This window comes from Shewanella benthica KT99, from assembly GCF_000172075.1.
GTDB lineage: Bacteria > Pseudomonadota > Gammaproteobacteria > Enterobacterales > Shewanellaceae > Shewanella > Shewanella benthica_A.
In genome coordinates this window covers 1-17093 of record NZ_ABIC01000023.1, presented here as the reverse complement: position 1 = coordinate 17093, position 17093 = coordinate 1, and the positions used below count along the sequence as shown (strand labels likewise).

10 protein-coding genes and 1 pseudogene are annotated in these 17093 nt (G+C 47.3%); 1 reads left to right on the top strand and 10 read right to left on the bottom strand.

The window, feature by feature from the left end:
• Positions 1–91: 91 nt before the first annotated feature.
• The 10 genes from KT99_RS11700 to ampD form a co-directional block, all read right to left on the bottom strand.
• On the bottom strand, positions 92–2314 hold the full coding sequence (locus KT99_RS11700) for a patatin-like phospholipase family protein (RefSeq protein ID WP_005500250.1): 2223 nt from the start codon (positions 2312–2314) through the stop codon (positions 92–94).
• Positions 2315–2399: 85 nt separating this feature from the next.
• A complete protein-coding gene (locus KT99_RS11695) occupies positions 2400–5744 on the bottom strand; it encodes an EAL domain-containing protein (RefSeq protein ID WP_332370244.1) in 3345 nt (1114 codons plus the stop codon).
• The gene (locus KT99_RS23720) at positions 5711–6121 is read right to left on the bottom strand and encodes a hypothetical protein (protein WP_005500247.1); all 411 of its coding nucleotides are present in this window, start codon (positions 6119–6121) and stop codon (positions 5711–5713) included. The genes KT99_RS11695 and KT99_RS23720 overlap by 34 nt, the downstream gene beginning before the upstream one ends.
• Entirely contained in the window at positions 6105–6686 is a 582-nt protein-coding gene (locus KT99_RS23715; protein WP_005500245.1) for a two-component regulator propeller domain-containing protein, read from the bottom strand. Before KT99_RS23715 ends, KT99_RS23720 begins: the two co-directional genes overlap by 17 nt.
• A 253-nt stretch (positions 6687–6939) precedes the next feature.
• Positions 6940–8370 (bottom strand): dihydrolipoyl dehydrogenase, encoded by a 1431-nt coding sequence (gene lpdA, locus KT99_RS11690; RefSeq protein ID WP_040571917.1) that lies wholly within the window; start codon positions 8368–8370, stop codon positions 6940–6942.
• 423 nt (positions 8371–8793) lie between these two features.
• Positions 8794–10668 carry a pyruvate dehydrogenase complex dihydrolipoyllysine-residue acetyltransferase gene (aceF, locus tag KT99_RS11685; protein ID WP_005500234.1) on the bottom strand — a complete coding sequence of 625 codons (1875 nt, stop codon included), beginning with the start codon at positions 10666–10668 and terminating at the stop codon, positions 8794–8796.
• 13 nt (positions 10669–10681) lie between these two features.
• A complete protein-coding gene (aceE, locus tag KT99_RS11680) occupies positions 10682–13342 on the bottom strand; it encodes a pyruvate dehydrogenase (acetyl-transferring), homodimeric type (protein ID WP_005500232.1) in 2661 nt (886 codons plus the stop codon).
• Positions 13343–13454: 112 nt separating this feature from the next.
• Complete coding sequence (gene pdhR / locus KT99_RS11675; RefSeq protein WP_005500227.1) at positions 13455–14207, bottom strand: pyruvate dehydrogenase complex transcriptional repressor PdhR; 753 nt, start codon at positions 14205–14207, stop codon at positions 13455–13457.
• 126 nt (positions 14208–14333) lie between these two features.
• Positions 14334–15185 carry a beta-lactamase regulator AmpE gene (ampE, locus tag KT99_RS11670; protein ID WP_005500225.1) on the bottom strand — a complete coding sequence of 284 codons (852 nt, stop codon included), beginning with the start codon at positions 15183–15185 and terminating at the stop codon, positions 14334–14336.
• A complete protein-coding gene (gene ampD, locus KT99_RS11665; protein ID WP_100067658.1) occupies positions 15185–15772 on the bottom strand; it encodes a 1,6-anhydro-N-acetylmuramyl-L-alanine amidase AmpD in 588 nt (195 codons plus the stop codon). Before ampD ends, ampE begins: the two co-directional genes overlap by 1 nt.
• A gap of 219 nt (positions 15773–15991) precedes the next feature.
• On the opposite strand from ampD, the pseudogene nadC reads away from it, so the two are divergent.
• Positions 15992–16911, top strand: a pseudogene (gene nadC, locus KT99_RS11660) (carboxylating nicotinate-nucleotide diphosphorylase).
• The last annotated feature ends 182 nt before the right edge of the window (positions 16912–17093 follow it).

The following is a 17093-nucleotide window of genomic DNA, read 5'->3' as shown; positions in this document are numbered from 1 at the left end:
ATAACTTATCCCGTGCCAGACTAGCATCGTAGGATTTAACACAGTAGCCATTATTTGTAACCTGTTATTAATCTACATAACGAGGCGCAAGTTACCAATTCTTGCCTAAGAACAGGAATAGGGCCTTCTCTCCATCATCCGCCCAACCGAAACCTATTGCCGCGGGCCCCATGCTGGTATCGGTGCCAAAATACAGGCTGCCGGAATAGATGAGGTCATCCAGATCCACTTGATCTCTTAACTGCCAGACATTACCCGCCTCGATACTCGCTCCCAAATAGAGAGGGTAATCAGTCATGCCCAACACATCCCTTCCTAAATCATATTGATACACGAATGCACCGAAAATCTTATGCGGTCCAACCAAGGCATTTTTATGGTAACCGGAGAGATTCAAGAATCCACCCAGTTCAGACACATGTACGCTAAACCCTTCATCTTTACTGACGGTTGCCAGTGATGCTATGCCGACAAACGCGTGATTACCCATACTCAAGGCGCCGCGCCAATCCAGTTCAATTTGCAGTGAATTCTCCTTTTGCTCAGCTAACTCTTCGAAGAAGACACTTGGATTGTCTTCTCTGCGATAGTAAACATCTAAGGTCAATCGATTTCCAGATGTAGGAAAGTTGATGCTATTGAGATCGTCATAGCCAAACTTGAAATATCCACCATATGAATGGTATGCTAAATCCTCGATAAAAAATCCATTATCCAAATATCCTGTCTCGCCGATGACACCGAGTTCAATCATGCCCTCCTTAACATAGTTATAGCCAATTCCGACATCGGCGCGGTACTGCTTCTGCTTAAGCTCAAGTCTTCTGGAGTTGGCATCGAAGAACTCCCAATCTTTAATCTCGTAGCTCAGTTTAGCTCTGCTATAGAAGGCCTGGTCATAATCTAAAGGCTGATAAAACTCGGTAGAGATCAATTTTTCATAGCCTAACTTGAGCTCATTGCGCCATTCGCCGCCAGTATCGGTCAAATCGGTCAAGGTATAAGCCAGATCGAATGAAACGGCAGAGTCTAAGGAGAAGTCATCTTCCCAGCTAAAGCCCAGCTGAAAATAGTTAGGTCCCCAAGATTTTGCACGGGTATTGAGGGTTAATATTCTGCCTTGGTCGGTGTCGATAAACTCTGCATTGACGCGCTCAAATTTATCCAGCGAGTAAATAGCGGCGACTCCCTCTGCCAGCCTCTCTTGAGTGACGACCTCCCCCTCCTCAATACCTAAGGTCTCTCTCAGTAGAGATTCACTGACTTTCGACTCATTGTTGAACACAATATTAACGATGGGATGATCGATATCATCGAGCCATTGACGGCTCAATTGTTTCTTTTTGGCGACATAGGCTCGATAGGATTCGTCGCTGATACTGAGACCTCGTAGACTGATCAAGTGCTCAAGCGCCGCCTGTTGACCCAATGAGAAAGCCTCAGGCATGATGGTGAAATCTGTGGTACTCATCTCTCCCACATCGGGACGAATAAGAATATCGTCTTGCGTTAATAGTAACTTCTGCCGCTCTGTACTGGCATTAGTCAGCATGGTTGAGAGCTGATTGAGCACGGCAATAGTACTGGTTAACTCCTCTTTCTTCACCAAGGATGAACCAATATCCACGGCTATGATGATGTCTGCACCCATGGCTTTGACGACGTCAACGGGCATATTATTGCCGATACCGCCATCGATTAGCAGCTTCCCCTCATACTCCACGGGCTGAAGGGCACCGGGTACCGTCGCCGATGCCTGCATCGCCTTAACTATGCTGCCATTTGCAATAACCACAGCCTTGCTTGTTGCCAGATCTGTCGCCACGGCGCGATAGGGGATGGCAAGCTCATCGAAATGGCCAAATTGATTGACTAAGCCAGTTGAGCGTTGCAACAACTGAGACATGGTCTGCCCTCGTAGCAGGCCATTAGGCACTTTAACTTCATCATCGCTATAGCCCATATTGAGCGGAAGGTTGAACCTGTCTCTCTGCTGCTTATCACGATAACTCAAGGACTGCCTTGGAATAGTGTCTGAATAGCCGTCTGACCAGGTCTCATTGAGCATGATCTTCTCAATTTCTGTGGCGCTGTAACCAAGAGCGTACATGCCGGCGACATAGGCGCCTATACTGGTTCCTGCAATATAATCGACAGGAATATGATTCTCTTCCAATATTTTAAGGACACCAATATGAGCGGCACCTTTAGCCCCGCCGCCACTCAGAACCAGGCCAATTTTAGGACGCACCTCGTCGGCGAAGACCGAAAAACTGACAGAGAGCATGAGAAATAAGCTGAGTAAACGTATCATATTTAATTTCTTTAATTATTGGTTACACTTGGCGCAGTTATTCTAACAAAAGCCTAGCAAAGCCGAGTGAAATATGAGCAAAAAATTACCTGAAAATTAAGGGCTTGGAGAAATAATATCCTTGGATCACATAACAACCACGGCTAAAGATCTGCTCCAGCTGCTCCTTGGTCTCCACACCTTCGGCAACGACGTTTAACTTTAGGTTCCGAGCAAGCTCAATGATACTACTGGCTATGGCTTGGTCGGCTTCATTGGTGGCGATATCGACAAGGAATGAGCGATCAATTTTTAAGGTATCCACATCGAAATGGCGTAAATAGGCTAATGAGGAATAACCGGTACCAAAATCATCGATAGCCACCTCTATCCCAAGCACCCTGAGTTCTCGTAGATGCTCCTTAGCAGTATCCAACTCTTTCATCAACACGCCTTCGGTAATTTCGAAACCCAGCAAGTGTGGATCTAGCCCGGTTTCTGCTAAGATTTTTTTAACACCTTCAATAAAATCAGCTTGGCGAAAATGGACTGCCGAGATGTTCACCGACAATTTAAAAATCTCATCATAGGACTGGGACCAGATAACACCTTGTAGGCAGGCCTGACGTAACACCCAACGATCGATATCGACAATCAAGCCACAAGACTCTGCCACCTTGATAAAGATATCGGTACGGACTAGGCCATCTTCATGGTGACGCCATCTCAATAGCGCCTCCATGCCGATCAGCTTATCCCCCTTGAGAATATCGACCTGAGGCTGGTAATGAAGCTCAAACTCATCTCTCTCTATTGCCTTACGCAGCTCGGCTTCTAATCTAAGATGGTACAAGGCCTCTAAATTACGTTCGGAAGAGAAGTACTGAAAGTTACCACGACCTTCCTCTTTCGCATGATACATGGCCTGATCGGCATTTTTGATCAACACCTCAGCTTGCCTGGCATCATCGGGCCATAAGCTCACGCCTATGCTGGTAGAGATAAAAAACTCACGACCATAGAGTTCGAATGGTGTCTTTATCTGCTCGAGCAATTGAGCACAGATATGATTTATCGTATCTAAATTTGAGGCATCTCTTAATAAGATCACGAATTCATCGCCACCAAAACGGCATAAGGTATGCTCTTCTGTGATACAAGACTGTAGACGATTGGCGGCCTCGACCAACAAGGCATCGCCCATGCTATGACCATATGAGTCATTGACGTGTTTAAATCTATCCAGGTCGAGAAATATCAATGCGAGTTTTTCACCACTGTGCTCGGCACTATGTATCGACTGAGCTAACCGAGTAGAAAATAGAGAGCGGTTTGGCAGACCCGTGAGCACATCATAATTAGCCAGGCGCCTGAGATCGGCTTCGGTACGTTTACGCTCGGTAATGTCGGAAAATACGGCAACATAGTGGGTAATATTGCCCTTACTTCCCAACATGGCAGAGACGTTAAGCCAAACCGGGCATGGGCCGCCTTGTTCACGGAGGAACTCTCTCTCGCCTGTCCAGCTAACCCCCTGCTGCAATAGGTGAACAATTTCATCCGCTCGACCTTCTTTAACTAAGATTAGCTCAGAGAAAAACTTACCATTTAGCTGCTTATCCGATGCTCCCACTATGGTTTGAGCCGCTTTATTAGACACCTTAATTCGCTCCGCCGCATCCATAATCAACACGCCTTCGGAGGTGTTACCGAATGCCTGGGCCAGCAGTTTTACATCGTCTTCGAGCTGACGCTGTAGGGTGATATCTGAATAAATACCCGCAACCCTTAATATACGACCCGACTCTGCATTCACCTCGACCGGTCGCCCGCTGACTCTGGTCCATCCCCAGCTCTTATCCTCGCGGCGATGGCGATATTCGACATCGAAACGGTCGCTCGAACCTTTAAGCATACTCTCCCAAGCATTGAGAACCTGATCTCGGTCTTCCCTATGAATGGGAAAACCCTCTAACCTGAGTATTATATTGCCTCTGTCATCCTCTTTCTCTGCCCACTGATTCTCCAGGCTAAACATCTGAGAATCTTGCCGCCATTCCCACAGTTCAGAATTACTGCCTTTCAGAGACTGCCTGAGCCTCTCTTCGCTCTCGACCAAGGCCGTGTTGATCCGTTTAAATGCCTTAACCTGCCTCTGGCGATACAAGATAATTCCGACACAGATACACAATAGGGTGAATAGCAACAGGCTCTTAACCCAGGTCATCTGCCACCAATATTGCTTCACGAAAAAGCTAAACCTGTAGGGTTTGGCAGACCAGATCCCATTCTGCTGACTCAGGATATCTAAGGCATACTGTCCGGATTGCAGGCCAGTTATGTTGAGCTGAGACTGACCATCGAGAAGTAAATATTTAGCTTGGGTCATTTCTCCTTCTCGCCTGAGGCGATACTGCAGAGTCATGGGCGTATCATCGAGATAATCCAGGCTGGTTATCTGAAAGCTGATCATCCTTGCCCCGGGTTTTATAATTTTTTCATCTTGGGGGATAAGATCGGTTTGAACTCCATCATCATAGTAAACAGATACCGCTTCCAGAAACACACCGTCGCGCTGAATTCGATTAGATAAACGGTCGACATCGAGCAGCATAGCGCCATCTGGCGTGCCGACATAGAGTCCCTCACGAGGATCATAGAAGAATGCACCATCATTGAGTTCATCCCCCAACAAGCCATCGTCATGACCCACGACCATGATATCCCCTGTCGATTTGGCATATCTCAGCAGCGACTTGGGGCAGCCAATTAACCTGTGTTCGGCTGTATCCTGAATAAAATAGACGTATGTACAATCAATTTTCCACTGTTTATTTAATTCCCTGGCCTCTCCCGTATCGCGTGAGTATTCGATCAAACCTTTTGGTGATGTTCCCAGCCAAAATGTATCCGAGTCGACTCGTTCGATGTAGTTGATTGCCATTTCACCGCTGCCATCGCTCAAGTTGTCGAGTTTTGAATGAAATCCACCAGCATGATCCAGATAGCCAAACAACTCGCTGCCACCTAGCCACAGCTTTCCAGACTCGTCCCTGAGCACCGATCTAATATCTACCACTCTCGGGTTGAGCCCGCCGATGAAAACCGGCATATGTTGAGGATTGAAAAGACCGGGCTCCCAGAAATATAAGCCTGTGGAGGTCATAAACCACCAGCGACCTTGAATTAAGGGATCATTATAAGTGGCATAAACTATCTTATGTTCCAGTGAGTTGTCGCCATGAGTCCAGTGTGCGAACCTTTGGGCTGTAAAAGTCGCTTTGTTCACCACAAACAGACCATGGGTAGTCCCTAATAAAAGATGCGCGGCGTCCAGACTCTCAACACTATAAATACTATCGTTAACCTCTAAACCTTGAGGGAATAACAAGCTAGATGTGTGAGCGAGTTTATCTATCAATAACAAGCCATTATCGGTACCAAACCACACACGCCCCCCTCTCCATAGATCCCCAAAATCATCTCATTACTCATGGAGTATGGTGACGCAGCGGTAAAGGTATCGAGCAAAAAGTCTGGCTCGCTGGTGACTATGGCCAGCCCCTCTCCGGCGCCTCCGACCCAAATAAATCCAGAATCATCTATTTCAATATCATAGATATAATCCATGTCTGCATCTTGTTTAAGCTGCTCTTTATATAGAAAATATTCAGTGTCACCCGGCTTCCATTGGATCAATCCCATTCTGCCAGAGATCCAAAAAACGCCCTCGTTATCTTCGGCTATATTGGTGGCATAGACTCTATATACTCCTTCACTCGAGCTCAGCCAAATTCGCCCCTGAGAATCTTTAAATAACTGCTTCATCAAGCCATTTTCCTCTCCCCAGGGGAAATACAGCGATTCTCAAACCTTGGCTATCTCTCAGCTGTAACTCATATGCGGTGCCTACTATGATGCGGCCATCATCTAAAGCGACTAAATTCCTCCAAGGTATATCTGCATTAGTGGGGAGGAAATTGATCCGTTCGAGTGAGGTTTTTTCGTAGGAATATTGGAGTAATTCACCCTCTAGGCTCAGCAAGATATAATGATCAGCCAGCTTCACTTGAGCGATAATCCCACCGCCCTTATAGCCAGGAAAAAGTGACTCGCTACCGAAACGAGTGAACTTATTCAGCAACATATCGTACAGATAAGTATCTGAATAATTACTGACCAGCAGATGCTGTTCGCTCAGCGGCTTAACCATATTGATATATTCACCGGAAAGCCTGAGGTCGAACGCTTCTTTATCGATGCGCCTTATCTTAGAGTTACTTAATCGAAATATCCCTTGCTCAGTGGCCACCCACACGAAACCATGGGAGTCGAAGCTAATATCGTTTATTGTGCCGTTTTCCAAGCCTTCAGCTTCTCCAAAGACACGCATAACAAAATCATTTGCAGCGACGGGAGTCAGGCAAGTGCTGATGAATAGGCATAAAAAGATGATTTTTATAATTTTAGTTAATGGCATTAGCGATTTACACTATTCATATAATTTGATTAAGGAGTCAAGGTTACAAAACTTACTTAAAATGTATCAGTTAATTAAAGCTAATATTAACATTGATTTTAATTTCGTATTCAAAGCATAAAAAAAGACGCTCAAATGAGCGCCTTTTCATGATCCGAAGCAAATATTACTTTTTCTTCTTTTTTGCCTTAGGGTTGGGCAAATCTGTGATCGAACCTTCGTAGATTTCAGCCGCTAGGCCTACAGACTCATGTAAGGTTGGGTGCGCATGAATCGTCAATGCCAAATCTTCTGCATCACAACCCATCTCGATCGCCAAGCCTATCTCACCAAGAAGCTCACCGCCGTTAACACCGACGATAGCACCACCTATGACTCTGTGAGTCTCTTTATCGAAAATCAGCTTAGTCATACCATCGCTACAATCTGAAGCGATTGCACGGCCACTGGCGGCCCAAGGGAAACTTGCTGTCTCGTAGGCGATACCTTGCTCTTTAGCTTCCTTCTCGGTTAGCCCCACCCAAGCGACTTCAGGGTCAGTATAGGCAATCGAAGGAATCGCCTTAGGATCGAAGAAGTGCTTCAAGCCTGAGATAACTTCTGCTGCCACATGGCCTTCATGCACGCCTTTATGCGCCAGCATAGGCTGACCGACGATATCACCGATAGCGAAGATGTTAGCGACATTGGTACGCATCTGCTTATCGACATTGATGAAGCCACGCTCATCGACATTAATTCCGGCTTTCTCGGCATCAAGCGACTTACCATTTGGTGCACGACCGATTGCCACTAGCACGGCATCGTAACGCACGGCTTCTGCCGGTGCCTTCTTGCCTTCCATCGTCACATAGATGCCATCATCTTTGGCTTCTACGGCTGTTACCTTAGTCTGCATCATAAGGTTAAACTTGTTCTTAACCTTCTTTGTGTAGATACGCACGATATCCTTGTCTGCTGCCGGGATCAGTTGATCTAGCATCTCAACCACGTCGATTTGACTACCCAGAGAAGCGTACACAGTAGCCATCTCAAGACCTATGATGCCGCCGCCCATGATGAGTAGCTTGCCCGGAACTTCTTTAAGCTCTAGCGCATCGGTAGAATCCCAAACACGTGGATCTGCATGTGGAATGAATGGCAATTCGATAGGACGAGAGCCTGCGGCGATAATAGCCTGCTCGAAATGAACCACTTTAACGCCATCTTCACCAACAACTTCGATAGTGTTAGGGCCGGTAAACTTGCCGAAACCATTAACCACATCGACTTTACGCATCTTGGACATGCCGCCCAATCCGCTGGTCAACTGGCTGATAACCGAATTCTTGAAACCACGTAGCTTGTCCAAATCGATCTTTGGCTCGCCAAAAACCACACCGTGATCGGCAATGGCTTTCGCCTCTTCGATCACTTTAGATACGTGTAGCAGTGCCTTCGATGGGATACAACCTACGTTCAGACAAACACCGCCAAGCGTGCTGAAGCGTTCGATGATGACCGTCTCTAGTCCTAAGTCAGCCGCACGGAATGCCGCCGAATAGCCAGCAGGGCCAGAGCCTAATACCACTACCTGAGTTTTGATTTCGTTGCTCATGATTTCCTCTATTCTTTTCATTTTCTTACACTAACGAGTAGCGCAAGAATAAAACGTTGCCAAATCTTGTAAGGTGGCCGTATTTTAACCTTTGTTTGATACCGATCACAATCATACATTTACTATATATACCCAAGCTACCTCAAGGTGCTCGTTTCAGAGCCCCCGTAGGATAGCTGAACAAGGCAGTGATTGAGAGAATGGTTATTCCCTTGTCGATATCACTAACGCAGTGCAGCTATTCTACGGGAGCTCCCGCAGGGCAAGGCGAGAAGCAACATTTTTCTGCGTTATGAAAGTTCGGATTAGAATAACTAGTCCTACTCTTTCATGCCTTGAACTCTGTCACTTCTCGACATGCTGAATCCTGCATTTTGAAGTAGTTTGGGTATAAAAGGCTGCTTGTAATAAGCAGCCCATTTTTTACAGCACTAAGGTACGAATATCTGATAAGCAGCTGTTTAAATAGCTGATGAAACGTGCACCTTCGGCGCCATCCACGACCCTATGATCGTAAGACAGTGATAGAGGTAACATCAAGCGAGGCTCGAAATCTTTACCATTCCATACCGGCTTCATCTCAGACTTAGACACCCCAAGAATTGCCACTTCAGGTGCATTAACGATAGGTGTAAATGCCGTGCCACCTATGCCACCTAGACTAGAGATAGTGAAACAACCACCTTGCATATCTGCAGACGTTAACTTACCGCCACGCGCCTTCTTAGAGATCAGCTTTAACTCGTCTGATAACTCATGGATGCCCTTCTTGTTCACATCTTTGAAAACAGGGACAACCAGACCATTTGGCGTATCGACGGCAATACCGATATTGACGTACTTCTTCATGATCAAACTCTCACCGTCTTGTGACAGAGATGAGTTGAACGTAGGGAACACTTCGAGAGCCTTAGCAACCGCCTTCATGATAAACACCAAGGGGGTGATCTTCATGCCTGAATCTTTCTTAGCTTCCGCCGCATTTTGCGCCTTACGGAATACTTCGAGTTCGGTGATATCCGCATTATCCCACTGAGTAACATGGGGGATCTTCACCCAGTTTCTGTGTAGGTTAGCACCAGAGAGCTTCTGAATTCGAGATAAGGGCTTAACTTCGGTCTCACCAAACTTGCTGAAATCGATCTTTGGCCATGCCAGTAAGTTAAGCTCGTTGCCACCAGCGGCAGCTTTAATGTTACCCGATTCAACTTGCTTAATCGCAGCCTTGATGTAGTTCTGCACGTCTTCTTTAATGACGCGGCTCTTACGACCCGTGCCTTTGACGTTAGCCAGGTTAACACCAAGTTCACGAGCCATGCGGCGGATCACAGGAGATGCATGGGCATAGGCTTCATTGTCAACGAAGTCTGTCTTAGCCGGTTTAGCTGCAGATGCCGCTACAGAAGCAGGAGCAAGCGGAGCAGATGCTTGAACTGGTGCAGCTACTGGTGCTGCAGCAGGCGCTTGGCCAAGCGCTTCGAAGATCATGACTAACGAGCCAGTAGAAACCTTGTCACCGATCTCAACTTTAATCTCTTTTAACACGCCAGCAAATGAAGCCGGTACTTCCATCGAAGCCTTGTCACCTTCGACGCTTAAGATTGGCTGTTCCTCGGTGATGCTGTCACCTAGGTTGACTAAGATTGCAGTCACTTCGACTTCATCGTCACCGATATCGGGAAGTGTGACTTCGAGTACACTTGCAACGGCGGCAACCGCAGCAGCTACTGGGGCAGGAGTTGCTGGCGCAGCAGATGCACCCGCGACTTCGAACACCAACACTAGACTACCGGTAGACACCTTGTCACCAATCTCAACGTTAATCTCTTTTAACACGCCATTGAAAGGAGCCGGCACTTCCATCGATGCCTTGTCACCTTCGACACTTAAGATTGGCTGATCTTCGGTGATGCTGTCACCCAGGTTGACTAAGATTGCAGTCACTTCGACTTCATCGTCACCAATATCAGGCAAGTTCACTTCTTTTAACTCGACTGATGCCGGAGCGGCGGTTGCCACTACTGGCACAGGAGCGGCCGCAGCTTGGGCTACTGGAGCCGATGCTGCATCGTCTTCGAAAACCATGATCAATGAATCGGTAGCCACCATATCTCCAACGGCAACCCTGATCTCTTTGATTATACCCGCTTGAGATGCAGGCACTTCCATCGCGGCTTTATCGCCTTCGACAGCAATCAGCGATTGTTCTTCTTCAACCCTGTCGCCAACGCTAACTAGGATCTCGGTGACTTCAACCTCATCCGTACCAATATCAGGTACATTAATTTCGATTGTCATATTGTATTGCCTCTTACGCGTATAGCGGGTTGATCTTGTCTGCGTCGATATTGAATTTAGCGATGGCCTGAGCCACGACAGATTTTTCAATATCACCACGCTTAGCTAATTCAGTCAGTGCTGCGACGACCACATAGCCGGCGTTCACTTCGAAGTGACGACGTAAGTTGTCACGGCTGTCAGAGCGACCGAAACCATCGGTGCCCAACACCTTGAATGATTCAGAAGGCATGAAGGCACGCACTTGTTCGGCGTAGTTCTTCATGTAATCCGTGGCCGCAATAGCAGGAGCCGTGCCCATGACTTGAGTAATATAGGCTTGCTTCTGCTCAGCTTCTGGATGCAGCATGTTATAACGCTCGACATCCTGACCTTCACGAGTTAATTCATTGAAAGAAGTGACCGAGTAAACATCAGATGCAACATCATATTCTTCACTGAGAATCTTCGCCGCCTTACGCACTTCGTTCATGATGGTGCCTGAGCTCATCAGCTGAACCTGCTTACTACCTTGGTATGACTCAAGCTTATAGATACCCTTGCGAATACCTTCTTCAACACCTTCAGGCATGGCTGGCATGGCGTAATTTTCATTCATCAGCGTCAGGTAATAGAACACATTTTCCTGATCGCCATACATGCGACGCATACCATCTTGGATGATAATCGCAACTTCGTAGGCGAATGTAGGATCGTAAGAGATACAGTTTGGAATCGTGTTCGCCTGAACATGGCTATGACCATCTTCGTGTTGCAGACCTTCACCGTTCAAGGTAGTACGACCGGCTGTAGCACCTAACAAGAAGCCACGCGCCTGTTGATCGCCCGCCATCCATGCCATGTCGCCAACACGCTGAAAACCAAACATAGAGTAGTAGATGTAGAATGGGATCATCGGCAGATCGTTAGTGCTATATGACGTTGCCGCGGCAACCCATGAAGACATAGCACCTAGCTCGTTGATACCTTCCTGCAATACCTGACCCGAAGTCGCCTCTTTATAGTAAGAAACAATTTCGCGATCTTGTGGGGTGTAGTTCTGCCCCTGAGGATTGTAGATACCAATCTGACGGAATAGGCCTTCCATACCAAATGTACGCGCCTCATCGGCGATGATAGGCACGATATTTTTGCTCACACCCTTGTGCTTAAGCAATATGTTTAGCGCGCGAACAAATGCCATAGTGGTCGAAATATCACGCTTCTGCTCTTCGAGCAAGGGCTTAAAATCTTCAACTTCTGGCAGCTCTAATGCTTTAGTGAAGTTAGGCAGACGCTGAGGCGTGTAACCATGTAGGGCCTCACGACGCGCATGCAGGTACTCGTGCTCTGCCGAACCTTCATCTAAAGAAAGGTAAGGCAGTTCAGTAACCTTCTCATCGGTAAGCAGATCCTGAAGACCTAGACGGTCACGCAGTTGCAGTATATGGCTCATGTCCATCTTCTTCACCTGGTGCGCTATGTTCTTGCCTTCGGCTGCGCCACCCATGCCATAACCTTTAACGGTCTTGGCCAAGATCACGGTAGGTTTACCCTTAGTATCCTGAGCGTTCTTAAATGCCGCATAAAGCTTAGATGACTCATGACCACCACGCTTAAGTGCGAAGATCTCGGCATCTGTCATATCAGCAACCAGCGCCGCCGTCTCAGGGTACTTACCAAAGAAGTGCTCACGTACGTAGGCGCCATCTTTTGACTTAAATGTCTGGTAATCACCGTCTACAGTCTCATTCATCAGCTGCATTAACTTGCCGGTGGTATCTTTGGCTAACAGTGAATCCCAGTTGTTACCCCAGATCACCTTGACGACGTTCCAACCAGCGCCTCTAAACAGGCCTTCAAGTTCCTGAATGATGCTGCCGTTACCCATAACAGGGCCATCGAGGCGCTGTAAGTTACAGTTAATCAAGAAACATAGGTTATCTAGCTTTTCACGAGCCGCAAATGAAATCGCACCGCGTGATTCAGGCTCATCCATCTCACCGTCACCCAGGAAGGCATATACACGCTGAGCCGAAGTATCTTTAAGGCCGCGGCCATCGAGATACTTAAGGAAGCGAGCCTGATAGATAGAAGACATAGGAGCCAGACCCATAGAGACGGTCGGGAACTGCCAGAACTCTGGCATTAACTTAGGATGTGGATATGAAGGGATACCTTCTCCATCGACTTCTTGACGGAAGTTATCCAATTGCTCTGCGGTTAAGCGCCCCTCAAGGAATGCGCGCGCGTAGATACCCGGAGAGATATGACCCTGATAATAGACTAAATCGCCACCATCAACATCGTTTGGCGCACGGAAGAAGTGGTTAAAACACACTTCGTAGAACGCAGCAGAAGACTGGAAAGAAGCCATATGGCCACCTAGGTCCAGATCTTTCTTAGAAGCTCTAAGCACGATCATGATCGCGTTCCAGCGAATAATAGAACGAATACGGCGCTCTAGGGTAGTATTACCCGGATATGCTGGCTCTTGGCTGGTTGGGATGGTATTGATATAGTTGGTATTAATACCCGTCGCCATATCGACGCCATCTAAGCGGGCCTTATCCAGTACTTGTTCCAGTAGATACTGAGCACGCTCAACACCTTCTTCACGAACAACGGATTCTAGAGCAGATAACCATTCTTGAGTCTCTAATGGATCCAGATCTTGTAGCATATGTTCAGACATTTCGCAGTCCTTTCCTATACGTAATAACTAAGTACCAAACCTCAGTACTTAGTGATGTTTAAAATATTAAAAATATGGTTTGGTACCAGCTGACTCTCACATTGAAGAGCGCCTAGTTACCACTTTTTAAACGGCGCAGACTGCGCTGCAATCGACTATCTTCTTTCCTAACGGTCAACATCACTTCCTCGATATAGCTTAAATGCTCATTCGAGGCTTCACGAGCCGCGTCAGGATCACGGCGAACGATTGCGGCTAGCAATGCCAGCCTATGTTCGTTTGCCCTGGTGGATGCTTCCTCTCTTCGATTCAGCAGTTCCAAGTTCTGTGCCACATTCTTATGCAGCACAGGAGCTAAACTGAGTACCAGATGCAACATGGCCACGTTATGTGACGCCTCTGCTATGGCACGATAGAAATGTACGATGGCTTCCGCTTGCTGCTCAATCTCTTGCGCCGCTTCCACATCCATGATGGTGCGCTTTATATGCTGCATATCGGCATCTGTGCCACGAAGCGCGGCAAAATAAGCCATCATGCCTTCGGTGGCATGACGAAATTCGAGCAGATCATACTGACTCTCAGGGTCACTATGCATCAATTCAACGATGGGATCGGCCAAGCTTTGCCAAAGCTGCTCTTTGACATAGGTGCCACCGCCTTGGCGGCGCAACAACAAGCCTTTAGCTTCTAATTTTTGAATGGCTTCGCGTAACGAGGGACGGGAGACTTCAAATTGAAGTGCCAGTTCACGCTCAGGAGGCAGCTTCTGACCCGGCTGTAGGCTGCCTTCCAAAATCATCTGTTCTAACTGACCCATGATGACATCGGAAATTTTTGGCTGGTTTATTTTGTTATAAGCCATCTGGCCTCAGCTACTATTGTAAATTGGTCTTACCAATTTAGTTGACTGAGCGCACTTTAGCAAATCACATTTTAAAAGTCCAGTTTGTGACCCGAGTCAGGGATACTCACGATATGTGAGCTGTATTTAAGCCACCACACCAAAGATAGTCAACAAGGAAAGCGTGGTTAACAGTAAAATGAAATTACGCTTACTCAACTGCAGCAATGCCAATGTCGTCTGGACACAAATGGGGGTGGCCGAGGCTTCAGGCCTAGGCTCTGCGGCTAAGGCCACTTGAGTCACTATATCTCTGGCGCTATGCTCCAGACTTAAGCCCAGCTTGCGCCAACGGCTAAAGGCTTGAGAGAATTGACCACTGAGCACATAGCCGAAAGAAAAAATGCGGCTCGGTAACCAATCTAACAGTGCCAGCACTTTATCCACCAGGGGTAACTCGAGCGATTGCTGATGACTGAGGTCAGCGAAGTAACGCACGCTACAGTATAAGACTGCCCCCGCAGGACCGAAGAAGATAAGATATAGCGCCACCGCGCCATAAAAACGATAATTGAGCCAAGTGACGCTTTGGCCCACCTTAGCGCCTAGATCACTCTCGCTTACGGCCTCGATAGCACGCTTACAATCGAGCTCTTCGGCAAAATGATAACAAGCTTGAGAGTCGCCTCGGCAAGCCGCCTGCATGTATCGCTTAAAAGCCGTTCTCTGTTTCTGATGACTAAAGCATAGAATTGAGATGCCGACCCAAAGAAATAAGCTCACCCCTCCCCATAGCAGGCCGCTTACCGCCCAAGTGCTCACCAAAACGCTAATGGCTGGCAAAAGCAGCGCCAGCGCCATCATGGCTTCTGAGTTGAGCTGCTGCTTACCAAACAAATTGGCAGAATAGAGATCGAGAAATGATTCGAGTTGCCATGACTTAGGCAGCAACTTTAATCGCTCAACCATTATCGCCACTAATAAAGAAAACAGTGCCATTAAGTCCATCCTTTTTTACTCAGATTCAAGGTTAACTCGCGTTTATACCTGCTCCAATCGAAACAATCACCGGGATCGGTTTTCCGACCCGGCGCTATGTCGCTATGACCGACAATAGTATCCAAATTCAACATGGGGTATCTTGCCATCAAGCCAAGCGTCAGCCAAAGCAAGTGCTGATATTGTGGCTCGGTATAATCTTGGCTATCTGTGCCTTCAAGCTCTATTCCAACAGCAAAATCATTGCAGCCTGATCGCCCCCGAAAACTAGACACCCCGGCATGCCAGGCACGTTCATCGCAAGAGACATACTGAATCACTTCACCATCTCGGCGAATAAGGTAATGCGCCGAGACTTCGAGGCCTTTAAGATCGTTAAAACTGGCGTCCGCCGCGATATCTAAACAACCTTGAAACAGCTGATCGATATAGGGCGTACCAAAACAGCCGGCTGGCAGGCTAATATTATGAATCACTAACAGGCTGACCTCATCATCAGGCCTAGCGTTAAAATGAGGTGACACACACAGCTTCACTCCATCGGCCCAGCCAAGTTCAAAACCTGGAATTAGTTTAGCTTTTGTCAACAATCAGTTAACCTGAAACCTGTCATGTCTTATCAGCACTTTACCAGTTAGACCCTTCACTGCAAAGGCCCATCGAACTTATTGCAGATAACTGACACTCTATCTGCAACAGGTGTGCTAACTTGGAAAAGTGTAGCTCAAATATGACAGTCGATTTATAATCTACATTATTCACCTGTTGTATCAGCTTATCAATTAAGCTCACCAAGGATCCCGATAATGTTGGAAAATGATATTAGGCTTGCGGTAAAAGCCGCACTCGAAGAAGACTTAGGCTATCAATACCCGATTCAAGCTGCGACCAGCCATGATGTTAATAGCCCGGAGGATATCACTAGCCAGAACAAGGCGAATGCAGATATCACCGCGCAACTCATCCCAGCAGACAAGCATGCACAAGCAAGCTTAATCACTCGTGAAGAGGGGGTATTTTGTGGCAAAGCTTGGGCTGAGCAGGTCTTCAACCAACTCGGTGGTGAAGTCGCCCTCCACTGGCATGTAGATGATGGTGATCTGTTAATCGCCAATCAGGTTCTGTGTGAGCTCTCAGGCCCGGCGCGCGCCATACTCACCGGCGAGCGCACCGCGATGAACTTCATTCAGACCTTGTGTCCGGAGTCGCCACACTCACCAAGCATTATGTGGATAAGATAGCCGGCAGCAATACTCAGCTACTAGACACACGAAAAACCATTCCAGGCCTACGCACCGCGCAGAAATATGCCGTCACCTGTGGCGGCGGCAAGAACCATAGGATCGGCCTGTTCGATGCTTTCCTTATCAAGGAAAACCATATCATGGCTTGTGGCGGCATAGCGCAAGCGATCGCTAAGGCCAGAGCGCTAGACGCAGATAAACTCGTCGAAGTAGAAGTAGAGAACATCTTAGAACTACAACAAGCATTGGAAGCGGAAGCGGATATCGTCATGTTGGATAACTTCGACGTGACCATGATGCTCGAAGCGGTAGAGATCAATAAGCGTCTGGCCGACGATAAGCAAGCCAAACTCGAAGTATCGGGCAACGTCACCCTAGACACTATCGCCGATTTTTCGAAAACGGGTGTCGACTACATCTCTGTCGGTGCGCTAACCAAGCATATCCATGCACTCGACCTGTCTTTGCGCTTGAAACACTGATCGCAAGTCATAGAGCTTGCCAGCAGATTTGAAGGTGACTCGCTGACCCTGAGTCACCGCTTGAAAAACGCCCAAATATTGACGCGCCATGCAGAAGTAACCGTTTTTCATACACAGTCAAAAAAATGCTAGAACCCAATTAACATAAAACCAACTTTTTTAGACTAAATCATCGCCAAATT